The organism is Lacinutrix sp. WUR7, assembly GCF_016864015.1.
Classification (GTDB): domain Bacteria; phylum Bacteroidota; class Bacteroidia; order Flavobacteriales; family Flavobacteriaceae; genus Oceanihabitans.
Genome location: NZ_CP045067.1, coordinates 1,470,037 through 1,496,497, shown reverse-complemented (window position 1 = coordinate 1,496,497; position 26,461 = coordinate 1,470,037). Strand labels below are relative to the sequence as shown.

Below are 26,461 nucleotides of genomic sequence, written 5' to 3'. Positions count from 1 at the left end.
GGAATCTCAACAAATACCTTTAGTCCTATTCTTGAGGACTTTATGAAATCGTAGTAAAATACATATAGAAATAGAGGATGTTTGCTATTTTAACCCAAACATCTTCTATTTTGATATATAAAATTCACGAAAACGTTGTATTTAACAAAATTTTATATATATTTGGTAAACCAATCTGGTAAACCAATTATTTTACTGGATTAAAACCAAAAAAAAAGGACAAGTAAAAAACCTATCCTTTTTATAAAATACTTCTTCGTCGGGAAGTAATTATGTAACAAAACATAATATTACAAAAGTAACAAACATATTGATACTTGCCTAATAATTGTGTTTTTAGTAAAACAAATTAATTAACTAAAATTTAAAAATTAATTATGAATTTAAAAGCTAAATCGGCATTATTTGCAATACTCTTTATGTGCATTTCTGCCTTTGCCCAAGAAAAACTAACAGTAAAAGGGCTAGTGGTAGATGCTAATGACAATATGCCTTTACCGAGTGTAAATGTAATTATTGTAGGCACTAGTACAGGAACAAGTACTGATTTTGATGGTAATTACCAACTACAAGTAAAAAAAGGCGATGTTATTCAGTTTTCTTATATTGGTTACATCTCTCAAACAGTAATTATTGAAAATCAAAATACAATCGATATGTCTTTAGCGGCAGACGCTAATAATTTAGATGAGGTTGTAGTAATTGGTTATGGTACACAAAAGAAAAGTCACTTAACTGGATCTATATCTAAAGTAGTAAACGAAGATTTAGATCAAATAGCAGTATCTCGTGTAGATGATGCTTTAGTAGGTCAAGTATCTGGTGTAAACATTCAAGCAACAGAAGGTGAAGCGGGTTCTGCACCAACAATTACCATTCGTGGTGCTGGTTCTATTACAGGTAACTCTACACCTTTAATTGTTGTAGATGGTCTAGTGGTAGACAGTGATTATTTAGGATCTCTAGATATGAATGATGTAAAATCTTTTGAAGTATTAAAAGATGCTGCATCTTCTTCCATTTATGGATCTCGTGGTGCTAACGGTATCATCATGATTACTACAAAAGATGGTAAAGAAGGAGAGACTAAATTTAGTTATAATACTTTCACAGGATTTAAAGAAGCTAAACATAGTGATGCATACACATTCACGGTAAAAGAAACTGCTGAAAAAGAATTTGCTGCTACTGGAATGCTTTCAGATAAAACTAAATACAAGCAACTATTAGGAGATAATACAAACTGGCAAGATGTAATTTTTGATGGTGGTGTTATTACTAGTCACTCTTTCGCTGCTAGAGGTGGAAGCAAGAGAACTAACTTTAGTACAGCTATAAATTATGTACATGATGAAGGTGTATTATTAACAGATGATTACAAAAAATATGCTGTTAAATTAAAAGTAAACACACAATTAACAGATAAATTATCTTTTGGTGTAAACTTATCTCCATCTATAACTAACAGACGTCGTTTTGATGGATCTACACATGACATCTTACGTCAACCATCTTGGTTACCAGTATATGTTACTGCCGATAACATTCAATATGTAAACCGCTTAAGAGATGGTGGGAAATATGCAGATGTGCAAATTGGTGATTATGCACAACAACGTATGTTTGATGATTACGATTTAGATGGTGGATTTCCAGTATCAAGTGGTGGTACAGATATTAGTAACACATCTAATACAAATCCAGCTGCTAAAATATTAGAACGTGACCGTACAGACGATAAGTTTAAACTTTTTGGAAGTATCTATGGTAAATATGATATTACAGATGCATTAAGCTTTAAAGCAACTATTGGTGGTGATTATCAAAGTACAAAAAGCCGTAGATGGCAAGGTGTTTTATCTAATAGAAATGGAGCTTCTGCTGCACAATTGGATTTATTTAATGAAAGAAAAACACATATGTCTACAGACAACTACTTTTCTTATGATAAAAACTTTGGAAAGCATGATGTTTCTGCTATCGCTGGTTTTGCTGCAGAGCAATGGCAATATGATAATGATGCAGTATCTGGAAATGGATATACATCGGATAAATTACAAACTATTTCTGCCGCTACAACGGTAATAGCATTTGAGTCTGAAGAATATGAAAACACATTAATGTCGGTTTTTGCTAGAGCAAATTACGCATTCGATAATAAGTATCTTCTTTCAGCAAGTATTAGACGAGATGGTAGTTCTAGGTTTAGTGAAAATAACAAATACGGAAACTTCCCTGCTTTTTCTGCTGGTTGGATACTTAGTAATGAAAGCTTTTTAGAAGAGAGTAATTTTGTTAGTAAATTAAAATTACGTGCTAGTTACGGTTTCACAGGGAATGATGTTCTAGACACAAGTAACAACCAAATAGATAACTACCCATCATATTCTTTATTTGAAACATCTACTGGAGTTATTAATGGTAACGTTACAAATGGTTATAACCAATTGAATATTGCTAACGAAGATTTAAAATGGGAACGTTTAAAAGAATTTAACCCAGGTATTGACTTTGGTTTCTTTAACAACGTAATTTCTGGTTCTTATGACTATTATGAAAGAACAAGTGACCAGTTATTATTATACAACCCTATCCCTTCTACAACTGGATTTACTGATGCTTTAGTAAATAGAGGAGAAGTTAGAAATAGTGGTCATGAATTAGAGTTACGTTCACGTAACTATTCAAGAGAGAATTTTTCTTGGAACACTACTTTAATAGCTTCTAAAAACACAAACGAATTAATGGATTTTGCTGATTCAAACGGGCAAATTCAAAGTGTTGATTCTAAACGTGCAGCAGAATGGATTAATTTAGAAGGTAACCCTATTTCTTCTTTTTACGGTTGGGTTGTAGATGAAGAAATTCCTTTAGAATATATATCTAATCCATACCATCCAATTGGAGCAAGTGCTCAAGATGTATATGTAAAAGATTTAAATGGTGATGGTAAAATTGATGATGATGATAAAACTATTTTAGGAGATCCATATCCAGATTTAGTTTGGAGTATAACCAATGATTTTAAAGTGTATAACTTTGATTTATCATTCATGTTTCAAGGTAGTCATGGTGCAGAAGTTCGTAATATGGCAGACCAATACATCTTTAATCATTTTAATTCTGCTCAAGATTACACTGCAGCAACACCTAATCAAGAATTTATTAAAGAAAAAATATTTACAAACTCTATCATACAAGATGCATCTTATGTAGCCTTAAGAACTGTAAATATTGGATACACATTACCAAAAAGCTTAACATCTAAATTAAAGATTGAAAAACTTAGACTGTATGCTTCTGGTCAAAATCTACTGTATTTTACTGCAGATAATTATACTGGTTTCAACCCAGAATCTGTTTATCATACATCAGGTACGCAATTAGCTACAACGTATGGGTACCAAAGAGGTGGTTCTCCAATAAACCAAACAATCTCTCTAGGCTTAAATGTTCAATTTTAATAAAAATGAAAATGAAAAACATAACAAAACACATTACAAAGCTTAATTTAATAATTGTTGCGCTAACATTATTTTCTTGTGGCGATGATTTTTTAAGCCCGACCCCTACTTCCGTTCTTTATAATGAAACTTATTTTGAATCCGAAGCAGATTTAGAATCCGCACTTGTTAACATGTACGATGGGATACAAGGTGTAAACTCAACAAGCTCAAATGATAATCACGCTTTGCAAGTAGAGTTTTATATTACAGAAATGCGTAGTGATAATACTCGAACCAAAAGTAGTGAGGGTGAAGCTGCTCAATTTGAGAACTTTACTATACAAGCAACAAATGGAATTGTCGATGATTATTACAGAAGTTATTACAATGTAATATTTAGAGCAAATACCGTTTTAGCACATTTAGATATTGCAACAGATGCAAACCGTGCAAAAATTGAAGGAGAAGCAAAATTTGTTCGTGCTTATGCATATTTTAATCTAGTACGTTTATACGGAGACATTCCTTTGATAGACAAAATTATTGAGATTACAGATCCAGATTACAAAACATTAGCATTTACAAGAGTAGCAAAAGCTACTGTTTACGAATTAATTGAAAGTGATTTATTAGCTGCAATTGATGGTTTAGACAATGCTTATAAAACAAGAGGATCAAAAGCTGCAGCACAAGCTTTACTAGCTAAAATGTATTTAACTCTTAACACAAATTATTTACAAGCACAACTTTTATGTGAAGCAGTTATGGGAAGCGGTTTTATGTTAGAACCTAACTTTAAAGATGTGTTTTTCTCAGAGTTAAACAATGAAATTATATTTGCTATTGGTTACCAAAGTGATGGAGAAGATAGTCAAAACTTCTCTGCAGAATGGTTAAATGCTGTTGGTAGAACCAGTGGTGTAAACTATACTACAGCAGATGTAAGAGATGCATTAGACAATTTAGGAGGAAATAGAACACCATATTCTTACCGTCAAGATTCTGAACAACCAACACAATTTCAAGTTGTAAAATATTTACCAGAAGAAGATACTACATTAGGTATACCTGAAACAGCGACAGATAGAACAAAAGCTGGAAATGACTGGATTATTTTACGTTATGCAGATGTACTTTTAATGCATGTGGAAGCTATTATGGCTGGAAACAATAGTACTTCTGTACAAGCTGCATTAGATTCTTTCGAGCTTGTAAGGTTAAGAGCAGGTTTACTAGGCGATGATGATAATGATATTACCAAACAAGAATTACTAGATGAAAGACGTGTAGAATTAGCCTTCGAAAACCATAGATTATTCGATTTAATTCGTTTTAACGAAGCACAGACTGTATTATCAGCATTTTCTGCTGTTACCGCTGGAAGCTATAGTGCATCCGATCTTTTATTACCTATACCACAAAGAGAAATTAACTTAAGTAACGGTTTGTTATCACAAAACCCAGGTTACTAATAAAAAATATAACAATGAAAAAACAATTAAAAAATAGTTTTTTGGCTATACTAGCAATCACAACTATAAGCCTGTTTAATAGCTGTGATGATTTCGAACAATTTGAGCCTATTGGAGCAAATTCTATTGAAGATGCCACACCCCCAAATGCTGATTTCACAGCAATTCAAGGGTTTGGAGACTCTTGGAATGTTTACACTTTTGCCAATGCTTCTACAAGTGCAACTAATTACTCTTGGGATTTTGGTGATGGAAACATGCACATATATACAGAAGCAGATGATAATATTGATGCTGAAAACAGCTATCCAGGTGAAGGAACATACACCGTTACTTTAACCGCTTCAGATGCATTAGGAGTTTCAGACACATATACTATAGATATTGTGATTGTTGAACCTCAATTACCAGATGTAGATATTCCTGTAATTCTTGAAGGAGGATTTGATAATGGAGATAGTGGGGATGCACCAACAAATATCGACAGTAGAACACCATGGAAAAATTCAAATTTAGGTGGTACTATTCAAATAACCTCATCTAATGGATATTACGTAGGAAATTACGGAGGAAAGTTACCAGATTCAGCAGATAGAATTGGCTATCAAGAAGTTTCAACCTTTACTCCAAATACAGATTACGTTTTAACATTTAAATATAGAATGAAAAATGATGTAGATGCAGAAAATGGACTTCTTAATGTTTTAATGATGATTCCAACTAATGACCCAACTGAGGTTACTGCTAATACTATTGCATCTGTAACTTATTCTGAAGATGTTGCAGGAACATCTGAATTATTATCTGGAACACTATCCTTTAATTCAGGAGCAAATACTTCATTAGCAATTTATTTTTATAATGAATTAGATGAAGCTTATATCGATGCTTTATATATAGATGCTGAATAATAAAACAAAATTTAAAGACTGAATCAAATGCGTATAAAACTTAAACTCATAGCATTATTTGTATTTGCTTCAGTCTTAAATGCTAACTGCCAATCTAATAAGGCAGTTACAGAAACCAAAGTGGAATCTAAAAAAAAGAAGAAGAAAAAAAAGAAAAAATACAAACTTCCAGAAATAGATTTAACCCATTGGTCTTTAACAATTCCGGAAGGAGAAAATGAAAAAGCAAAAAGTTTTAAAGGAAAAGACGTTGTTGTTAATTATGCAACAAACGAAGAAATAAAACCTTATATGTACAATGACTCTACAAAAGGAGCATTAGTATTTTATGCTTATCCTAGTAAAGCAACAACAGCTAATACCAAATTTTCAAGATCAGAGCTCAGAGAACAAATGATTCCTGGAAATAATGATGTTAACTGGACCTTTAAACAAGGTGGCTATATGAAAGGTACATTGGCAATAGATGAGGTAACCAAAGATAATGAAGGTAAATACCATAGAGTAATTATCATGCAAATACATGGAAGACTTACTGACAAGCAAAGAGATTTAATTGGTCAAAAGGATAATAATGCACCTCCAATGTTAAAAATATATTGGGATAAAGGTAAAGTTAGAGTAAAAACGAAAGTACTTAAAAATTTAAACGCTACCGAAGAAGAAATGCTACATGAAGATGCTTGGGGAGATGATGATGGTTTTAATTTTGAACAAGAAGTAGGATTTAAAAAATTCACTCTAGAAGTAGAAGTATCGGATGGAAAAATGGTTATCATTTTAAACAAAAACGAATACAAAGTATATGAAAATATACACATGAAAAAATGGGGAATATTTGAAAACTATTTTAAAGCAGGAAACTATTTTCAAAGTAGAGACCAAGGTGCTTTTGCAAAAGTTAGATATTACAAATTAGAAGTCACACATTAAAAATATTTTGATTAGTCTTATTGTGATTTAGTTAGGCTTAAAGGCCTTGTATTAGGCCTTAAAGTTTAACTTACTTTTTAAAAAAACTTCTATCAGTTTTTTAGTAAATTTAACCCATTAAGAATAGTAATTAAACACTAATTTATGAAAGTAGAAATACTAGGCAAAACGGAAAAATTTGATGTTCAAAAACATATCATTGCTAACATCCGAGATTTAATAAACTTAAAAAATCTGGAACCTGGAGATAAATTACCTGCAGAGCGCGTACTAGCCGAAAAATTTGAAGTGTCTAGAAGTAATGTTAGAGAAGCTATTCAAAAATTAGAATTATATGGTTTATTAAAATCTATTCCGCAAAGCGGAACATTTATAGCAAACATAGGTGTAATTGCAATGAATGGGATGATTAAAGATATCTTAAGACTGGAAGATCCAGATTTTAAATCCTTAGTAGAAACCCGAATATTATTAGAATTAAAAACAGTACGATTAGCAGCTTTAAGAAGAACAGATGAAGATTTAAAAAAACTGAAAGCAACAATAGATGCATATTCCAAAAAGGTTTTAAATGGCAAAGATGCTGTTCAAGAAGATTTACTATTTCATCTAGCTATAGCTAAAGCAAGTGGTAATAGCTCTATGAATACTTTTATGTTAATTATTACACCTCAAATTATTACCAACTTTGAGAAATATCATGTTTGTGATAAAAATTTAGCACAAAAAGGTATTGAAGAACACCAAGCTATTTACGATGCGATTGAAATGAAAGACCCGCAATTAGCAAAACAAAAAATGAAAGATCACTTTAGTGAATTATATCAATATTGCTATAAGGATTAAAAATATTAACTAACTAGACGAAACAAGCATGAAAGTAAAAGGACTAAGATGGTGGGTAGTAGGGCTTGTGGCTTTGGCTGCAGTTATAAATTACATAGATAGACAAGCTTTTGGAGCGCTATGGCCAGACATTGCTAATGATTTATTCCCAGAAATGGATAAGGATGGACATAAAGCAATATACGGTACCATTTCAACAGTATTCATACTTTCGTATGCTGGAGGTCAAGCACTTTTCGGTAAAATTTTCGATTGGATAGGAACCCGAATTGGTTTCGCAATTTCGATTGGTGTATGGTCTATCGCGACACTAATGCATGCATTTGCTCAAGGAATGCTAAGTTTTTCCATTTTCAGGTCTATATTAGGAATTGCAGAAGCAGGAAACTGGCCTGGTGCCGCTAAAGCTAATGCAGAGTGGTTTCCAACTAAAGAGCGAGCACTTGCTCAAGGAATCTTTAATTCTGGAGCAGCTATAGGAGGTATTGTAGCGTATCCAGTGATTGGGTTATTGTCTGTTTATTTCGATTGGAAAGCAATATTTATAGTGGTTGCTGCTCTTGGGTTTTTATGGTTACTACCTTGGTTATACGTAGTAAAGGGAGCCCCAAAATCACACCCTTGGTTGACTGATGATGAAAAAAAATATATTCTATCCGGACAAAGAAATCAAGATATTGATGAAGATGGTAATTATGATGAAGGTTATACGCCAGACACTGGTCAATTACTAAAACATAAAGAGAGTTGGGGAGTAATAATAGCTTCCGCAGCAATTGATCCTATTTGGTGGCTTTTTATAGTTTGGATACCAATCTATCTTTCCGAAGTTTTTGGAATGGATGTTAAACAAATTGCCTTCTCGGCGTGGGTACCTTATGTTGGAGCAATGGTTGGAGCTATCTTTGGTGGTTTACTTGCTAAAAATAGAATTACAGCAGGATGGTCTGTGGATAAAACACGAAAAATGACAATCACTTTAGGTTGTTTAATTATGATTCCATGTTTCTTCCTATTAAAAGCACCAGCATCTGCTATGAACGCAGTAATTATTATGGCAGTTTTACTTTTCGGATTTCAAGTAGCAATCGGTAACATACAAACTTTGCCAAGTGATCTTTTTAGCGGAAAAATAGTCGGTACATTATCTGGTTTTGCCGGTATGGCAGCAAAACTTGGTGCAGCTGGACTTACTATCTTAGTTACATTCATAACGACAGGCGGAAACTATACACCTGCTTTTATAATAGGTGGTGCTTTAGCTATAATAGCACTTTTAGCTGTTTGGGTATTATGTCCAAAAATAGAGCCTTTAAAACCTAAAGTATAATTAGAGTAAATAAAAAATAAAATATTAAAGAATTATAAAAATTATAAAAATGAGTAAAAATACAGGTAAAGTAGCAATAGTAACAGGAGCAACAGGAGGTATTGGATTTGCAGTTGCAGAAAGATTAGGTAAAGATGGATATACCGTTATATTAAATGGTATAGATGATAAAGCTGGAGCTGAAAAGCTTAAAGCTCTTACAGACGAAGGAATTACTGCAGAATATTACGGTTTTGATGTTACTAATGAAGAGCAAGTAACTGCTAACATCACTAAAATTGGTGAAAAATATGGTAGAATTGATGTACTTGTAAATAACGCAGGTGGTTTAGGTGGAAGATCTAGATTCGAAGAAATGACAACAGATTTTTACAGATTTGTAATGGCATTAAACTTAGATTCTGTATTTTTTGCTTCAAGAGCAGCGATACCATTTCTTAAAAAAGGAGAACATCCTTCTATAATTAACTATACCTCTAACGCAGCATGGACTGCAGGTGGACCTGGAGCAGGAATCTATGGTACATCTAAAGCAGGAGTTAATGCAATAACTAGAGCATTAGCAAAAGATTTAGCAGAATATGGTATACGAGTGAATGCAGTGTCTCCAGGTACTATTGATACACCATTTCACTCACAAATTAAAGCAACAAAACCAGAAGTTTTTGCTTCTTGGGCTAACAACATTATGTTAGGAAGATTAGGTCAGCCAGAAGATGTAGCTGGAGTAATTTCTTTCTTAGCTAGTAAAGATGCGTCTTTCATAACTGCAGAAACTATCCAAATTGGTGGTGGACAAGCATTAGGAATCTAGAATTGTAGATTTAAAAGCCAAATAGCATTATTATGAAATAAAACTATTTGGCTTTTCAATTAAAGTAAAATAATTAAATTCAAGAAATGAGTAAGATTGTCACATTTGGTGAAATTATGTTAAGACTCTCCACAGAGCGTCATTTAAGATTTTCGCAAGCAAAAAAGTTTGCTGCATCTTATGGTGGTGGAGAATTTAATGTAGCAGTATCCCTAGCAAATTATGGTATTCCTGCCGAATTTGTTACCAGATTACCAAAAAATGAAATGGGAAATTGCGCATTAATAGAGATGCGTAAATTTAATGTAGAGTCTAAAAATGTTATTTATGGCGGAGACAGACTTGGTATCTATTACTTAGAAACTGGTGCTGGAACTCGTGGTAGTAATGTAGTTTATGATAGAGCAAACAGTTCTATGGCAACTATTGAAAAAGGTTCCATAGATTGGGAATCGGTTTTAAAAGATGCTACTTGGTTTCATTGGAGTGGTATTACTCCTGCTATTTCTCAATCTGCTGCAGACGAATGTTTAGAAGCAATTAAAGTAGCACATAAATTAGGGATTACTATTTCTTCCGATTTAAACTATAGATCTAAATTATGGCAATACGGAAAAGAACCAAACGAAGTAATGCCAGAGCTTTTAAAGTATAGTAATATTATTTTAGGAGATATTGATACGGCATTTTTCATGTTAGGAAAAGACAAAGCAAATCCGAACTATCAAGACGAAAAGTCGCTGCCTTATCTATACGATCAAATATTTAAATCATGTCCTAATTTACATACTGCGGCAACAACGCTAAGGTATTCTGTTAGTGCATCACATCAACGAATTGGAGGTATATTATACGATGGTAAAACCATTTACAATGCCGATGTTAAGGAAGTAACTCCTGTTGTAGATAGAGTTGGTAGTGGAGATGCATTTATGGGTGGATTAATTTACGGATTAGTAAACAATGCAACCAATAAACAAAAAGCATTAAATATAGCAGTAGCAGCTTGTTGCTTAAAACATACCATTTCTGGCGATTGTAATTTAATTACACTAGATGAAATTGAAAAATTATTAAATGGTGATGCCTCAGGAAAGGTTTCCAGATAAAAAAAATAAAATGGCACAATACTCAAGAATTGAAGTTGCAACAGTAATGCAAAACACAGGCTTAGTTCCTTTGTTTTATAATGAAGATATAGAAGTAAGCAAAAAAATAATAAAAGCATGTTATGATGGTGGAGCTCGCCTTTTAGAATTCACAAGCCGAGGTGATTTCGCTTTTGAAGTTTTTGCTGCACTTAACAAATACGTAATAGCAGAATTACCTGGAATGATAATGGGGGTTGGCTCGGTTACAGATGCAGCTGCTGCTTCCCTATATATGCAGTTAGGTGCAAACTTTATTGTAACACCTGTTTTAAGAGAAGACATTGCTATGGTATGTAACAGAAGAAAAGTATTATGGTCTCCTGGTTGCGCAACATTAACAGAAATAGTTAAAGCAGAAGAACTTGGTTGTGAAATAGTAAAATTATTTCCTGGAAATGCATATGATCCTAGTTATGTTAAAGCAATAAAAGGACCACAACCTTGGACAAGCATTATGCCAACTGGTGGTGTAGAACCAACTCAAGAAAGCTTAGAATCTTGGTTTAATGCTGGTGTTACTTGCGTAGGAATAGGTTCTAAACTTATTGCCAAAACAAAAGATGGTAATTATGATCTTGAAAAGATTAAAACAATTACAAAAACAGCAATTGATATCATTCAAAAGCTAAAAAACTAACTGTTAATGTATCAATCTACAATAACACTTAAAAGTATTTCTATTTTAACCGGATTCTCTGTTTCTACAGTTTCGAAGGCTTTAAATGATAAAGCAGACATAAGCACTAAAACGAGAACCTTAATAAAAACGATTGCCCAAAAACACAATTATGTGCCAAACTTTACTGCTTTATCTTTAAGGAAGCAGCAAACGAAAACACTAGCGATAATTGTTCCGGAAATAGCAGATTCTTTTTATGGTTGTATCATTTCAGAAATACAAAAATTTTCTTTTAAACATGGGTATAGACTGCTCGTGTTTCAATCTTTCTCTTCTCAAAAAAAAGAAGAACAATGCTTAAAAAATATAAATGATGGTAGTGTAGATGCTGCCATTATGGTCTCCAATTTCAAACAAGATAATTCTTCCATTTTTGTTAATAACCAATTACCAATTGAGTATATTGAAATTTCTAATACAACAAATAGAAAAAAACTTAAAGAAGAGGTAATTGTCAGTTTTAAAGCATCTCTTAAACGATTAATTAGTTAGCGCAATATCATTTAGTTCATGCACAAAAAAGCTATAATTTATATGTCTATTAGTGCTTTAGCCTTTGCACTATTAAACGTTTTTGTTAAAAAATTAGGCGATTTTAATGTCTATCAAATCGTTTTTTTTAGATCTATTGGCTCCTTAATTTTCACCATTCCTTACCTTATAAAAAACAAAATTTCCTTTCTTGGTAATAAAAAAGCTCTTCTTGTTGCAAGAGGACTTGTTGGTTTTGCTGGTATGACCTTATTTTTCATGGCAATAAAACATATGTCCATGGGATCTGCAGTTTCTATTCGATATATATCACCAATTTTTGCTGCTCTATTTGCTCTTCTTTTACTTAAAGAAAAAATAAAACCTATACAATGGTTCTGTTTTGGTATCGCTTTTTTAGGGGTTGTTCTTTTAAAAGGATTTGATAATCAAATTAACAATATTGGCCTAACGCTTGCTGTAATTTCGGCTATATTTACAGGTCTAGTCCCTATTATAATTCGAAAAATAGGAACAAAGGATCACCCAATAGTTATCGTTAATTATTTTATGATTATATCTGCTCTTATTGGAGGTCTACTAGCAATAAATAACTGGAAAAACCCAATAGGTATAGAATGGTTATTACTACTAAGTCTTGGTGTTTTTGGTTACTTCGGACAAGTATATATGACCAAAGCATTACAAAGCAGTGAAATCAATCAAATAGCACCGTTAAAGTACATTGAAGTCATTTTTACCATGATCATTGGTGCTATATGGTTACAAGAAAGCTATAGCTTACTAAGTTTATTTGCTATTCTTTTAATTATTATAGGATTGGTTTTAAATGTCATGGTAAAACAATCTAAAAGATAAATAGATATAATAAAAAAGACCCACAATTACTTGCGAGCCTTTTTTTCAATCCGTAATTAAATACTATTTTCCTAGCATCAACAATTCATTACAAACCACTTCTGTGGTGTAACGCTTTACACCTTCTTTATCTTCCCAACTTCTGGTGGTAAGCTTCCCTTCTATTGCAATTTCTTTTCCTTTGGTAACATACTTCTCTACAATCTCGGCAGTTTTACCCCAAGCTACAATATTGTGCCATTGCGTATCTGTTATTTTTTCGCCTTTTGCGTTTTTATAGCTTTCATTGGTTGCTATAGAAAACTTGGCTAACATTTTACCCGTTTCTAAATTAATGATTTCTGGATCGTTTCCTAAGTTTCCAATTAACTGTACTTTGTTTCTTAACGTATTCATAAGATAAGGTTTTTATTATATTGAATTTCATTAGTTCCATTCAACACTGCAAAGATGAAACAACATGCAAATATTAGTCGGTTGTTACACATTTAAAATCGTTTGTAAATGTTTGTAGTCGTTTGTAAACGGAAATAAATTCACTATATTAGCTTGTAAATCAATACTTATGAAACACTTCGCATCCGTTTTCGCAATTCTATTTTTTATTGCAATAAATTGTTCGGCACAAGAAAATACCTTAAAATTTATAGATGGAAGCACATCACCTAGCGCTACTTTGCAAGAGGCTTCTTGGATTTCAGGTTCCTGGAAAGGGGAAGCTTTTGGCGGAATTACCGAAGAAATTTGGAGTCCACCTCTTGGAGATTCCATGATGTTTTCCTTTAAACTTGTTGCTGATAATAAAGTTGTTTTTTATGAACTTGGTGGCATCCGACAAGTAGACGACACCTTAATTTTTCAGCTAAAACATTTTGGAAATGATTTTAAAGGCTGGGAAGAAAAAGACGAAACTATAGACGCTAAACTCGTTAAAATAGAAGAAAATCGTATTTATTTTGACCAGTTCACTTTCGAAAAAATAAACGAAAATGAGATTAATATATACGTCGTTGTAGAAGATAACGGTAAAGCCGAAGAAATAAAATTCACTTATAAAAGAGATTAAATGAAATTCCATATCGAAACAGAAAGACTTCTTTTAAGAGAGCTTAGGTTAACAGACCTTGAAGGAATGTTTGCTTTAGATTCAGATCCAGATGTGCATAAATATTTAGGTAATAAACCCGTAAAATCTATAAATGAATCTAAAAAAATACTAGAAAGTGTATTAACGCAATACAAAGAAAGAGGTATTGGTAGATTTGCTGTTATAGAAAAAAGCACAGGAGATTTTGTTGGCTGGTCTGGTTTGCGTTTAAACACAGAATACAACATGAATGGTTTTACCGAATATTATGATGTTGGTTACCGACTTATAAAACGTTTTTGGGGAAAAGGATATGCAACAGAATCTGGAAAAGCATCGGTAGATTATGCTTTTAATGTTTTAAAACTTCCTGAAATTTATGCTACCACAGAAATTGGAAATGAAGCTTCACATAATGCATTAATAAAAATAGGATTACATTATGTGGAAGATTTTTATTTTGAACAAGAGCAAATGAACTTACGTTGGTATAAACTAGAAAACAAATAACTATGCAAAAAAAATGTCCGGAATGTGGTGATAAAATTGTTGGTAGAATAGACAAGAAATTTTGCAGTGATGCCTGCAGAAATGCATACAACAATAGTGTAAATAAAGACAGTAAAAATTTAATACGCAACACCAATAATAGATTGCGAAAAAACTATAGAATTCTCGAAGCACTGAACCCGGATAAAAAAACAAAAAGTTCTAGAGCAAAACTTATCGAAAAAGGCTTCGACTTTAATTACTTCACAAGCATTTACACCACAAAAGCAGGAACGGTGTACTACTTTGTGTATGACCAAGGCTATTTGCCTTTAGAAGGCGATTATTACGCTCTGGTAAAGCGAGAGAGCTAATACGTTACTTCCAGGTATGTCCTTTTAATTGCAAAGCAGCTTTAAGAATATCCTTTTGGCTAATTTGCCCTACTAATTTACCATTTTCTAATATTGGGAAACGTCTATGTTTAGATTCTAAAAACATATTGGCAGCATCAAAAATATTCATATTACCATCCATAGTATCCACATTTTTAACCATGCGTTTCTCTACATTGTCTTGTGCCATTGGCATATTATAATATCTACTTTCGCTAATTTGCTTTAAACAATCTCCTTCACTTATAATGCCAACCAATTCATTGTTTGCATTTACAACTGGTCCTCCAGAAATTTTATTGGTAATAAGAGCTTCTATAACTTCATCCACAGATTGCTCTGGTCTAAAAGTGATTAAATTCTTGGTCATATAATCACTTACTCTTAATTGCGTTTGGTCTACAGCGTTCTGCTGCTTCCTTGCTCCTTGAAAACTTTTAATACCCATAATAATAGCGTTTGATTCACTTAAATATACTGATTATAAACGATTTATCCTAAACCAAAAAATGCTAATTATTATTTCCTATTTTTATAGGTAAATAATACATCCTAAACCATGTTTAAAAAAATTATTGCAATCCTTATTATTTGCCTAGCTATCTATTGTAGTTTTGATGCTTTACTGCCAAATACCATTTCGACAATAGATGCACCTGAAACTTCTTTTTCTACCCAACGTGCATTAATTCAACTGAAAGAAATTTCTAAAAAACCTCATTTCCTTGGTAACCAAGCACATCAAGAGGTTAGAGATTATATTGTAAAAGAGCTTGAAAAGCTTGGTTTAGAAACCCAAATACAAGAGGATTATTCCATGAGTCAATGGGGAAATCTATCGAAGCCTAAAAACATTTTAGCAAGAATAAAAGGAAGTGACAACAGTAAAGCTTTACTCCTTCTTTCGCATTATGACAGCAATCCGCATTCCTCCTTTGGAGCTAGTGATGCTGGTTCTGGAGTGGTAACTATTTTAGAAGGTGTTCGCGCTTTTTTAGCGGAAAATAAAACACCTAAAAACGACATTATTATTCTAATTTCTGATGGTGAAGAACTAGGATTAAATGGTGCAGATATTTTTGTAAACAAGCATCCTTGGTCTAAAGATGTTGGTTTGGTTTTAAATTTTGAAGCTCGAGGTTCTGGCGGACCAAGTTATATGCTTATTGAAACCAACCAAGGAAATGCGAACCTTATGAAAGCCTTTGTAAAGGCGAACCCAGAATACCCTGTAGCAAACTCTTTAGCATATAGTATTTATAAAATGCTTCCTAATGATACAGATTTAACGCGTTTTAGAGCAGATAAAGATATTGATGGTTTTAATTTTGCTTTTATTGATGACCATTTTGATTACCATACCGCTTTAGACACCTATGAAAGATTAGATAGAAATACTTTAGAACATCAAGGTTCTTACCTCATGCCACTACTCCATCATTTTAGTAATGCCAACCTCAACAATGTAAAAAGTACCGAGGATTATATTTACTTTAATGTTCCATTATTTAAAACGATTATCTATCCTTTTTCATGGATTTGGCCCATGTTAATTATAGCACTTATTGGTTTTATTGCTTTACTTATTTACGGATTTAAAAAGAAATCGTTAAACATAAAAGACATATTAAAAGGATTTATTCCATTTTCTATAAGTCTTGTCGTTGGTGGTTTATTTACCTTTTTCGGGTGGGAAACTTTAAAATTTCTGTATCCGCAGTATCAAGAAATGCTTCATGGCTTTACCTATAATGGTCATACTTACATTGCAGCATTCACCTGTTTAACATTAGCGATCTGTTTTTATAGTTATCATGTATTTAAAGGCTCCAAAAAAACCGTGAACCTACTCATTGCACCAATAGTTTTCTGGTTGCTTATTTGTGTTATTGTTGCTTTAAAACTAGAAGGTGCTAGCTTTTTTATTATTCCGGTTTACTTTGGTTTATTAAGTTTATTTTTAATGATAAGACAGCAAAAACCGAGTTTAATTCTATTAGCTTTATTAGCGATTCCAGTGTTGTTTATCATCTCACCTCTTGTAAAAATGTTTCCGGTTGGTTTGGGTTTAAAAATCTTATTTGCTTCCGCCATATTTGTAGTATTGATTTTTGGGTTATTAGTTTCCGTTTTCGGATTTTTAAAACATAAAAAACGTTGGTCTTATTTGTTTTTAGTCTTCGGAATTGGTTTTCTTATAACGGCACATTTTCAATCTAAATTCACCAAAGACACACCAAAACCAAACAGTCTTTTATATGTTTTAGACACCAATGAAAATACTGCGCTTTGGGCAACCTATGATGATATATTAGACACTTGGACCGAAAGTTTTTTAACCAACAATCCCGATCGTGCTACAGCGCTTTCTAAAAACACCATTGGTAGTAAGTATAAGTCTAGTTTTACGTTTACAAAAAATGCCGCAGTAAAAGATATTGCCATACCTAAGATTGAAATATCACACGATACGATTATTAATGGAGAACGTAAAGTTGCTATTTGTGTAACCTCGCGAAGAAATGCTGCACGTTTTGAAATATTTTCAGATAGTACTAATGTTTTTAATTCTTTTATAATCAATGGCGTTTCTGCTAAAAAAGACGAAGCCACTGGAACCGTTTTTAAGGAAAGATTAAACAATCGTTTGTTTAGTTATTACGTAGCAGACAACGAACCTTTAGACATGATTTTCACCATTCCTGTTTCGCAAAAAACAAGCATACAAGTGTATGAAGCTACTTATGATTTATTAAAAAACGAAGCTTTTACTATTTCACCAAGAGAAGAAAATATGATTCCGAAACCATTTATTTTAAACGATGCTGTAGTTACTAAAACAAAGATTACACTAAACAATTAGTATAGTTTTAAGAGTATAACTGCATATTTTTTTTAGTTTTAGCCTCAGAAAAAAGAAAACAAATGAAAAAATTGCTATTTATCACATTATTATCTGCTAGTTATTCTTTAAGTGCGCAGAACAATTCTGAATTAAAAAAACACTACGAAGCATACTATAAACAGATGCGAACGCAAGGCGATGTCCAAGGTGTTATAAATAGTCTAACGCATTTAAACATTATTGATCCATCTGTCGCTAGAAAAGATACTTTAGCATACATATACATGAGTGAAAACAAATACATACAAGCTTTAAATACTATTGGTGTAGATGTTGTTCCTACAGATTCGGATATGGCTTTAGAAGTAAAAGCTATTTCTTTAAAATCTATTAATCAGCCAGAATTTGCCATAAAACATTTTGAAGAAATCTTTAAGCGCAATCCTAATGTAAATATTGCTTACGAATTAGCAGAACTTAATTTATCTACTCAAAAATTTAACGAAGTAAACAAGTATATAACCTATGGTATAACAAATGCTACGGCAGAAATGCAACATGCATATTACGAAACAAAAACACCTTATCAAGTTTCTATAAAAGCTGCTTTTTTATATTTAAAAGCGATGCTGAAATTTAATGAAAATAAGGCTACAAATATAGATGCTGCTGTTGCTATTTTAGATGAAGCTATTGCTTTAAATCCTAATTTCAACTTAGCACTAATAAGTAAAAACGCTTTATTCTCTCAAAAAGCGCAAGAGGATAAAAAGAATTAATTTTAATTAATAACGTAAAAAAAGGCAACTCATGGAGTTGCCTTTTTTATTATCCTTTTGACTAAAGTGAAGAAATCTATTTTTGATAATCTCTACAATTTTTCGACCACCTTCAAAATGACAGCATTTTAAATATTACTATTCTATCTTACCAGATTCTAACTCTATCTTCTGGAGCGATATACATTTTATCTCCTTCTTGAATTCCAAACGCTTCATAAAAAGCATCTACATTTAATAAAGGTTGTACTGCTCTATTCATTCCTGGAGAATGTGGATCTGTTTTAATTCTAGTTTTTAAAGCATCTTCACGCATTTTTGTTCTCCAAACGGTTGCCCAAGACATAAAGAAACGTTGTTCTGCGGTATAACCATCAATATCTGCTGGTCTGTTTCCTTCAAAACTCATTTGTAAAGCATCATAAGCTGCAAGAACACCACCTAAATCACCAATGTTTTCTCCTAAAGTAAATTCACCATTAATGTTGGTTTCTGGTAACACTTCAATAGCACTATATTGATCTGCTAATGCTTTTCCTAATCCTTCAAATTGTTTTAAATCTTCGTCTGTCCACCAGTTATTCAAGTTTCCATCTTTATCATATCTAGAACCAGAATCATCAAAACTATGCGAAATTTCATGACCAATAACAGCTCCAATTCCACCATAATTCACAGCATCATCTGCAGTAAAGTTATAAAAAGGGGCTTGTAAAATAGCCGCAGGAAAAACAATTTCGTTGTATGCAGGATTAAAATATGCATTCACCACTTGTGGCGCCATATACCATTCACTTTTATCTACTGGCTTCCCTAATTTATCAATACTTTTCTTAAAGTTCCATGCACTAGCATTTAAAGAATTTTGAAGATAAGTACCACCATCTTCTACACTATTAACCTCTAATGCAGAATAATCTTTCCATACATCTGGATATGCAATTTTCACTTTCGTTGCTTGAAGTTTTTCAATCGCTTTTTCCTTTGTTTCTGGACTCATCCATTCCAGTTTATTAATTCTGTGTTCGAAAGCTAAAATTACGTTTTTAATCATTTTTTCTGCTTTCACTTTCGCTTCTGGTGGGAATTTTTTATCTACATATAATTTCCCTAAAGCTTCACCAATTGTTCCATTTAAAGATCCTAAAGCACGTTCATCTCTTGCTCTTTGTGCTTTAGCTCCATTAAGTTCTTTTCCGTAAAACTCCCAATTAGCAGTTTCTATATCTGTACTTAAGTATCCAGCTGCTCCTCTAAAAGTATCCCATTTTAAATATGCTTTCCAATCACTAACATTAGCATCTGCTAATACTTCTTGTAATCTATTAAAGTATCCTAAGTCGCCAATAATTACGGTATCTAATTCTTTTACACCAATACCAGATAAAAAGTTTTTCCAGTTTACTGCAGGAACCATTTTTTGAACATCAGAAATAGAACGAGGGTTGTAACGTTTACGTGCATCACGACGATCTACTTTATCCATTTTAGCTTCTTCTAATCTAGTTTCGAAAGCTAAAATCTGGTCTGCTTGTGCATTTGCATCCGCTTCGCTATCTCCTAAATATTGAAACATTCTAGTAATATGTGCTACATACTTTTCTCTCTTTTCTTTAGAATCTGCATCCTCTTTTACATAGTAATCTCTATCTGGTAATCCAGTACTTCCCCCTCCTAAATAGGCAACATTTCTGTTACTATCTTTCGGGTCACTACCAACACCAAACCCATATAAACCAGCTCCTCCTTTTGGTTCCATTTCAATCATGAAAGCTTGTAAGTCATCTACATTCTTAATTGCTTCAATTTTTGCTAAATATGGTTTTATTGGATCAATACCTGCTTTATTTCTGCTAATAGTATCCATTATGGTTTGGTAATAAAACACTGCTTTTTCTTGATCAGAACCAGGAAGTACTTGAATATTTCCTAAGTCTTGATTGTTAGAAATTGCAGATTTTAAAATAGCCAAAGCATCTTCATCTGTTTTTTTACGTAGTTCTTGGAAACTTCCCCAAGTGGATTGGTCGTCTGGGATTTCGTTGTTTTCTAGCCATTTTCCGTTAACGTGTTTAAAGAAATCTTCGCTAGCAGATATGCTAGTATCCATATAATCTAAATTGATTCCTGGAGTTGTTTCTACTACTGCTACTTCCTTTTTAGCCTCTTCTTTACAAGATACTAAACCTATAAAAGCGACTGCACTAAGTAGTGATAGTTTTTTAAAGTTGGTTTTCATTTTTAATTAGGGTTTTGTTTTTGGTTTACAATTTAATGTTAAATAGACTGCTAAAGATTAATCTAGTTACATCTTTAACAAAATATTAATAAAAAAAGCCTCACTAAAAATAGTAAGGCTTTTGCTTTTATAAAACGTAATAAAACTAATTGGTAGCTTTCTCTAATAATTTTTTAGTGTACACATTATCCCAATCTTTCTTAATAGCAATTACTTCATTTACATTTTCATTAGGTATGGCAATAGATAAAACATAGTGTGCAATTTTCCATGTATTATCTTCCAATTTCATAACGCCAGATCCTCTACAAATCTTCATCTGTGTGTCTAGTAATTCGTCAAACCAAACAAGGTTTTTGTCATCAGACAGATAAATATTTCTTTCTATTGCTGTAAAACTCCATGCTTTGCCTTGATCAAAATAAGGTTTTGAAAAAGTTTTAAAAGCTTCTTTTTGCCAGTTTTCAGAAGCATCTGTACCTATAAAAACACCATCCTTAGTCATTAAATTAAAATACGCATCAAAATTGGCATTAGCAGCAGCTTTATGCCAAGCGTCTAAATTGGTATTAATTTCTTTTTTAATTTCTGAAGCAGAAACTACCAGTTTCCCTTTAACTTTTACACAACAAGAACTAATTGTTATTACTAAAAGGAATACGCACAGTTGTTTCATGTTAATATGGTTTTACAATATTTTGAGATTCTTTTTCAATCTTTTTATTTATTTGAAGATTAAGATTTGAAAACGCAGTTAAAAAATCTTTAACGACTAAAAGCACCTCTTTTTTCTCAGGATTAGACAAGTTGACTACACCTTCTAGTTTTAGCATTTGGGTTTCTAAAGCGAGTAATCTTGCATTAATAAGTGGCGTATTAATCTCTTCAGGTATGGTTTCTATTAGGTCTTTAATAAAAGCTATTAAGACTTCGTGGTTTTCTTTAAAAAAAGATAAATCTGCTTGATTCACTCGTAAAACAACGTCATCTAATTCGGCATATTTTTGCCAAAATTCTTGAGAATTTCTCGTTTTAGAATCTAAAAGGAACTGTGCATATTTAAGGTTAGCGATGTCGCTTTTGGTTATTTGTGAAGAAATAACTTCTTTTTCTATTTCTAGTTCTTGTGTCTTATCTGTTTCTTTACAAGAAAAAACACAAAAAAATAAGGTAATGTATAGTAATGCTTTCATTTTTAATTAACTATTATGTTTACAAATATATTGTATTCTTTACTTTTATTATTAAATACTTTACACGGTTGTAATTTTAATAATATTTTACATTTTCTTCTTTAAAATCTTATTATTTTTGAACACCTTAAATTACATGGATTAATGACTTCAAAAATTTTAATTATTGGTGCTTGCGGACAAATTGGTTCTGAGCTTACATATAAACTTAGAGAAATTCACGGTGTAGATAATGTTATTGCAAGTGACATTAACACTAGAAAGTTAGAGTTAGTAAACGCTGGCCCTTTTGTAATTCTAGATGCTAAAAACTTTAATGCTATTAAAGATTGTTGTATCAATCATAATGTAAAGACCATTTATTTAATGGCTGCATTACTTAGTGCAACTGGCGAAAAATATCCGATGGAGGCTTGGGATTTAAACATGAATTCACTTTTTCATGTATTAAACTTAGCCAAAGTAAAACAAATAGATCATGTGTTTTGGCCTTCAAGTATTGCCGTCTTTGGACCTACAACTCCAAAAGAAGACACTGCGCAACATACTATTATGGAACCTTCAACCGTTTATGGAATCACCAAACAAGTTGGTGAACGTTGGTGTGAATATTATCATGAAAAATATGGCGTAGATGTAAGAAGTATTCGCTATCCTGGAATTATTAGTTGGAAAACGTTACCAGGAGGAGGAACCACAGATTATGCTGTAGAGATTTATCATGAAGCACTTAAAAACAAAGCATACGAATGCTTTTTAAGTGAAGACACAGAACTTCCAATGATGTTTATGGATGATGCTATAAAAGCAACCGTAGACATTATGCAAGCAGATGCAGATACTATTAAAATAAGATCTTCTTATAATTTAGCTGCTATTAGTTTTACACCTAAAGAAATTGCGAATTCTATTCAAGAGCATATTCCAGATTTTAAAATTACCTATAAACCAGATTTCAGACAAGCTATTGCAGATTCTTGGCCAAAAAGCATAGATGATACCACTGCAAAAAAAGACTGGAACTGGGAACATGCTTTTTCTTTAAAGGATATTACCAAAGAAATGCTTTTGCAATTAGGTGAAAAGTAAAAAATTAGGTCAAAGTTTGACATAATATTAGTTATTTTAGCGGGAATCTAAATTTATAAAAATGAAGAAATACTTCTCACTTATTCTAGTTTTACTCTTTACTACATTTATTTTTGATACTGCAATTGCTCAAGGGAGTATTGGGAGTAGTGTATCTCCAACAAACTTATATGTTACTAAAATAAAAGAAAGCGAGTTTGATTATCTTAAAAATACCACAACGTATTTTATAGTGCCCAAAGTATTAGATTATGATAAAATCAAAGATCTTATTTCAAGTATCTGGACCTTTAATGATATGGTGTTTATTCCACAAGAGGATTATAACGAAGATGTATATATGGTTGCTAACAATTCCATCATCAAAATAGATGAAACAAGATATTCTCTTCAGAAAAGTTCCACAGGAAGCACAGTAAATAGTTGGTTTGCTTATAAATTTGAGATGATATCTTACCCAAGTGTTCGAATTACTAAAAAAGGAAAAAAAGACGAAGAAATTTTTAGAGTTGCCGATATCTTTTTTACCGAAAGTCTTCTTAAGAAATATAAAAGCAGCATGTTTTATAGTAAGAGCAAAGTCAAATTCTTTGGTGATGAGCCTGATTATTACAATTTTGACTATGGCTACATTAAAAACTACTTTCAAATCCTCAATGACAAATTGAATAAAAAGGAAATGTTGAATGTTAGGGATGGCATTGAAAATACTGAAAAATTAAAAAAACTAAAAGACCAGAAATTATATGTACCAGAATGGATGATCAATGTTATAACAGGTTTAAATAAACCCAGAGAACATAACGACATTCTTACTAAATATGAACATCCTTATGAATTAATCTCATCCAAATCTTTAAATGATAAAATCTTAAGTGGTGAAAAATTTTATTATTTGATGTATAGTCAGTTTAATGAGTATAAATTATTATCTGTAACAGATAGTGCAACTGGAGAAATGATTTACTTGGTTGAACACAAAGGCTACAAAATAAAAAAATCGGACATAAAAGATTTAAATAAACTTATTAAATAATATTAGCTATTTTAGCGGGAATCTAAATTTATAAAAATGAAAAAACAATTATCTCTTATTCTAGTTTTATTCTGTTCAACAATCATGTTGGCGCAAAAAGCAAACGTTCAAAAAGGCGATTGGGAAGATCTTAAAGACATTACGGCATACAATGTTGTATTTGATTATTCTGATTTAGAAATCCCTAAATACGATAATGAGGAAGAATTCTTAAAAGACAAAATGGCGAAACGTGATGAAAAAAAACCTGGTACAGGAGAGGAATTCAAAAAGTCTTGGTTTTCGGATAGAGAAGAGTTTTATGAGCCAAGATTTATTGAAACTTTTAATACAAAAATAAAAAATGGAATGGCTAAAGTAGGTAAAGATATAGATGCAGAATACACTATGAAAATCCATACTACTTTTATATATCCAGGATATAATGTTGGTATTGTTAGAAAAAACTCTAAAGTAGAACTTACTTTATCTGTTTATAAAACTGATACCCCATCTGACGTTATATTCTCTGTAGATTACACAAAAATTGAAGGACAAGGTAATGGTGGTTATGATTTTAATTCTGGTCAACGAATTGCCGATGCTTATATCATTTTTGGAAGAGCATTTGCTAAACACCTTTACAAGTACACTAAATAGTGCACACTTACTATTAATAATAAAAAAGCGAACCTATTGGTTCGCTTTTTTTTTGTTTCTACTCTTTTTTCAATCAAAATTAGTTACGTTTATATTTAAATACTTTTTTATGTTAAAACACCTTTCTTTTACATGCTTATTCTTATTTGTTACTTTTTGTTATTCGCAAAAAAACTATAACTATTCCGTAAATAAACCATATAATAGTTTTGAATCTTATAATCGGTATTATTTTAATGATGATGAAGATATTCTTATAGTAAAAGCCAAAAAAGAATCTGTAGTAATTCAAAAATTTAATGCAGAAACTTTAGTTTTAATTTCAGAAAATAAATATGAGGAGCCTTCTCTAAATTATGATATTGAAAATGTAGTAAAAGTTGAAAATAAAATTTACTTCTTTTATTCTTTATGGACAGGTCGCGAAACGCATTTAGCACAATTATACTTTCGAGAAATAGATATTAATAGTGGAACATTTATAACAAAACCAAAACTACTTATTGAAGTTGATAATAAAATAACAAAATCTCCAAGATCGAATTATATAGATGATAAAGACAACTTTAAAACTAGCGTAATTACTGGTTTTAGATTTGATATTGAAGTTTCTTCAAAAAACAATGAAATCTTCATTATATATAGAAATTATAGAGAACATAAAAAAGACACAGAAAGTTGGGACACGTTAGTTCTTAATTCTTTTGATGTAAACCTAAAGAGGAACTTTGTAAATACATTTAAAATGCCCTATTCGGAACGTAAAATGAAAACTTTAAACTACAATGTACATTCCAATGGAAATTTACAGATTTTAGCTAAAGTGTTTACAGATGATTCTGGCAAAGAAATTAAAGAATCAGATGCAACTCAAGCTAATTACTATCTAGAACTATTAACTTTTATTAAAGATTCAGATGTGATTCAGAAAAGTCAAATAGCGTTTCCTAATACATTTATAAATTCAGCTACTCTATTCGAATTGTCTAATGGTAATTTATTATGTGCTGGTTATTATAATAATGGTTCCTCTAGAAAATATTTAAACCATTCGGATGGTATGTTTGTTGCCAAAACAACGCCGCTTGGAGAAATTATCCATGCATCAGAATATAACTTTCCAAAAAACATTTTAGAGCAAAACGAAAAACATAATAAAAAAAAGGAATTCGAAGATATTGTTGTTAAAAGCTTCCAAGAAAACGAGGATGGAAGCTTATTATTAATTGCAGAACAATCCAGAAAATACAATGTTGAAAATTCTATTGCTTTTGAATACAATGATATTTACTTAACTAAAATAAATAGTGAAACGCAATTATTATGGATGCAAAAAATCCCGAAAGGCCAAGTTGGCTTTGTTTACAAAAGTGATAACAATCCTTTTAATCTATTATTAGGTGAAATGTCATACCATTATTTTAAACTAAAAGAAGATCATTGTTTCCTTTTTTTAGACCACCTAAAAAACTTAAAAATAGATGCTACAGATAAACCTAAAGTGTTTAAAAATGGTAAAAGCGGCTATTTTACTTACTATAAAATTAATGACATAAGTGGTGAAGCATCTAAACATAATCTATTTAGCACAGAAGATGTACATGGAGAATACGACGTTAAAGACTTTAGTACGAATAGACTGATAACCGTTTATGATAATCAATTTATAATGGAAGTAAACAAAAAGAAAAAAGAAGACGTTTTAATTAAAGTAGAAATCAAATAAGTCTTCCCTAAT

Annotated in this window: 25 protein-coding genes; 20 read left to right on the top strand and 5 right to left on the bottom strand. The window is 31.7% G+C overall.

Going from position 1 to position 26,461, the window contains the following annotated elements; genetic code table 11:
• Positions 1–377 precede the first annotated feature (377 nt).
• From FG167_RS06605 to FG167_RS06555, 11 genes are all read left to right on the top strand, one after another.
• Positions 378–3,464 carry a TonB-dependent receptor gene (locus FG167_RS06605; protein ID WP_203460636.1) on the top strand — a complete coding sequence of 1,029 codons (3,087 nt, stop codon included), beginning with the start codon at positions 378–380 and terminating at the stop codon, positions 3,462–3,464.
• A gap of 11 nt (positions 3,465–3,475) precedes the next feature.
• Positions 3,476–4,918 carry a RagB/SusD family nutrient uptake outer membrane protein gene (locus tag FG167_RS06600; RefSeq protein WP_203460635.1) on the top strand — a complete coding sequence of 481 codons (1,443 nt, stop codon included), beginning with the start codon at positions 3,476–3,478 and terminating at the stop codon, positions 4,916–4,918.
• A 14-nt stretch (positions 4,919–4,932) separates the two neighbouring features.
• Entirely contained in the window at positions 4,933–5,829 is an 897-nt protein-coding gene (locus tag FG167_RS06595) for a PKD domain-containing protein (protein WP_203460634.1), read from the top strand.
• Between the two features lie 27 nt (positions 5,830–5,856).
• Entirely contained in the window at positions 5,857–6,762 is a 906-nt protein-coding gene (locus FG167_RS06590) for a polysaccharide lyase family 7 protein (protein WP_203460633.1), read from the top strand.
• 144 nt (positions 6,763–6,906) lie between these two features.
• Complete coding sequence (locus FG167_RS06585) at positions 6,907–7,608, top strand: FadR/GntR family transcriptional regulator (RefSeq protein ID WP_203460632.1); 702 nt, start codon at positions 6,907–6,909, stop codon at positions 7,606–7,608.
• A 28-nt stretch (positions 7,609–7,636) separates the two neighbouring features.
• Positions 7,637–8,938 (top strand): MFS transporter, encoded by a 1,302-nt coding sequence (locus tag FG167_RS06580; RefSeq protein WP_203460631.1) that lies wholly within the window; start codon positions 7,637–7,639, stop codon positions 8,936–8,938.
• 49 nt (positions 8,939–8,987) lie between these two features.
• Positions 8,988–9,752 carry an SDR family NAD(P)-dependent oxidoreductase gene (locus FG167_RS06575; protein WP_203460630.1) on the top strand — a complete coding sequence of 255 codons (765 nt, stop codon included), beginning with the start codon at positions 8,988–8,990 and terminating at the stop codon, positions 9,750–9,752.
• A gap of 86 nt (positions 9,753–9,838) precedes the next feature.
• Positions 9,839–10,861, top strand: a complete 1,023-nt coding sequence (locus FG167_RS06570) for a sugar kinase (RefSeq protein WP_203460629.1) — start codon at positions 9,839–9,841, stop codon at positions 10,859–10,861.
• Positions 10,862–10,871: 10 nt separating this feature from the next.
• Positions 10,872–11,540 carry a bifunctional 4-hydroxy-2-oxoglutarate aldolase/2-dehydro-3-deoxy-phosphogluconate aldolase gene (locus FG167_RS06565; protein ID WP_203460628.1) on the top strand — a complete coding sequence of 223 codons (669 nt, stop codon included), beginning with the start codon at positions 10,872–10,874 and terminating at the stop codon, positions 11,538–11,540.
• Positions 11,541–11,546: 6 nt separating this feature from the next.
• The gene (locus FG167_RS06560; RefSeq protein WP_239004457.1) at positions 11,547–12,074 is read left to right on the top strand and encodes a LacI family DNA-binding transcriptional regulator; all 528 of its coding nucleotides are present in this window, start codon (positions 11,547–11,549) and stop codon (positions 12,072–12,074) included.
• A gap of 18 nt (positions 12,075–12,092) precedes the next feature.
• Positions 12,093–12,932 carry a DMT family transporter gene (locus FG167_RS06555; protein WP_239004456.1) on the top strand — a complete coding sequence of 280 codons (840 nt, stop codon included), beginning with the start codon at positions 12,093–12,095 and terminating at the stop codon, positions 12,930–12,932.
• Positions 12,933–12,995: 63 nt separating this feature from the next.
• On the opposite strand, the gene FG167_RS06550 is transcribed toward FG167_RS06555, so the two are convergent.
• The gene (locus FG167_RS06550; protein ID WP_055443941.1) at positions 12,996–13,328 is read right to left on the bottom strand and encodes a single-stranded DNA-binding protein; all 333 of its coding nucleotides are present in this window, start codon (positions 13,326–13,328) and stop codon (positions 12,996–12,998) included.
• Positions 13,329–13,497: 169 nt separating this feature from the next.
• Here FG167_RS06550 and FG167_RS06545 point away from each other — a divergent pair, with 169 nt between their 5' ends.
• From FG167_RS06545 to FG167_RS06535, 3 genes are read left to right on the top strand one after another with little or no spacing between them, the layout of a single operon-like run.
• The gene (locus FG167_RS06545; protein ID WP_203460627.1) at positions 13,498–13,998 is read left to right on the top strand and encodes a DUF6265 family protein; all 501 of its coding nucleotides are present in this window, start codon (positions 13,498–13,500) and stop codon (positions 13,996–13,998) included.
• Complete coding sequence (locus FG167_RS06540) at positions 13,999–14,529, top strand: GNAT family N-acetyltransferase (RefSeq protein WP_203460626.1); 531 nt, start codon at positions 13,999–14,001, stop codon at positions 14,527–14,529. It abuts the gene before it with no gap.
• A gap of 2 nt (positions 14,530–14,531) precedes the next feature.
• Positions 14,532–14,882: a hypothetical protein gene (locus FG167_RS06535; RefSeq protein ID WP_055444356.1), complete on the top strand. Its 351-nt coding sequence runs from the start codon at positions 14,532–14,534 to the stop codon at positions 14,880–14,882.
• Between the two features lie 4 nt (positions 14,883–14,886).
• Here FG167_RS06535 and FG167_RS06530 read toward each other — a convergent pair whose 3' ends face one another.
• On the bottom strand, positions 14,887–15,351 hold the full coding sequence (locus tag FG167_RS06530; RefSeq protein WP_055443944.1) for a CBS domain-containing protein: 465 nt from the start codon (positions 15,349–15,351) through the stop codon (positions 14,887–14,889).
• Positions 15,352–15,462: 111 nt separating this feature from the next.
• Here FG167_RS06530 and FG167_RS06525 point away from each other — a divergent pair, with 111 nt between their 5' ends.
• Positions 15,463–17,766, top strand: a complete 2,304-nt coding sequence (locus tag FG167_RS06525) for a M28 family peptidase (RefSeq protein ID WP_203460625.1) — start codon at positions 15,463–15,465, stop codon at positions 17,764–17,766.
• A 62-nt stretch (positions 17,767–17,828) separates the two neighbouring features.
• On the top strand, positions 17,829–18,527 hold the full coding sequence (locus FG167_RS06520) for a hypothetical protein (RefSeq protein WP_203460624.1): 699 nt from the start codon (positions 17,829–17,831) through the stop codon (positions 18,525–18,527).
• Between the two features lie 148 nt (positions 18,528–18,675).
• On the opposite strand, the gene FG167_RS06515 is transcribed toward FG167_RS06520, so the two are convergent.
• The 3 genes from FG167_RS06515 to FG167_RS06505 all read right to left on the bottom strand — a co-directional run bounded on the left by FG167_RS06515 (position 18,676) and on the right by FG167_RS06505 (position 21,959).
• Positions 18,676–20,766 carry a M13 family metallopeptidase gene (locus FG167_RS06515; RefSeq protein ID WP_203460623.1) on the bottom strand — a complete coding sequence of 697 codons (2,091 nt, stop codon included), beginning with the start codon at positions 20,764–20,766 and terminating at the stop codon, positions 18,676–18,678.
• Between the two features lie 145 nt (positions 20,767–20,911).
• Positions 20,912–21,442 carry a nuclear transport factor 2 family protein gene (locus FG167_RS06510; protein ID WP_203460622.1) on the bottom strand — a complete coding sequence of 177 codons (531 nt, stop codon included), beginning with the start codon at positions 21,440–21,442 and terminating at the stop codon, positions 20,912–20,914.
• A gap of 1 nt (position 21,443) precedes the next feature.
• A complete protein-coding gene (locus tag FG167_RS06505; protein ID WP_203460621.1) occupies positions 21,444–21,959 on the bottom strand; it encodes a hypothetical protein in 516 nt (171 codons plus the stop codon).
• Between the two features lie 144 nt (positions 21,960–22,103).
• Between FG167_RS06505 and FG167_RS06500 the strand changes: the two genes are divergently transcribed.
• From FG167_RS06500 to FG167_RS06485, 4 genes are all read left to right on the top strand, one after another.
• Positions 22,104–23,048, top strand: a complete 945-nt coding sequence (locus tag FG167_RS06500) for an NAD-dependent epimerase/dehydratase family protein (RefSeq protein ID WP_203460620.1) — start codon at positions 22,104–22,106, stop codon at positions 23,046–23,048.
• Between the two features lie 61 nt (positions 23,049–23,109).
• Positions 23,110–24,084, top strand: coding sequence for a hypothetical protein (locus FG167_RS06495; RefSeq protein WP_203460619.1), 975 nt, complete (start codon positions 23,110–23,112; stop codon positions 24,082–24,084).
• A 36-nt stretch (positions 24,085–24,120) separates the two neighbouring features.
• On the top strand, positions 24,121–24,723 hold the full coding sequence (locus tag FG167_RS06490) for a hypothetical protein (protein WP_203460617.1): 603 nt from the start codon (positions 24,121–24,123) through the stop codon (positions 24,721–24,723).
• A gap of 109 nt (positions 24,724–24,832) precedes the next feature.
• The gene (locus tag FG167_RS06485; protein ID WP_203460616.1) at positions 24,833–26,449 is read left to right on the top strand and encodes a hypothetical protein; all 1,617 of its coding nucleotides are present in this window, start codon (positions 24,833–24,835) and stop codon (positions 26,447–26,449) included.
• Positions 26,450–26,461 lie beyond the last annotated feature (12 nt).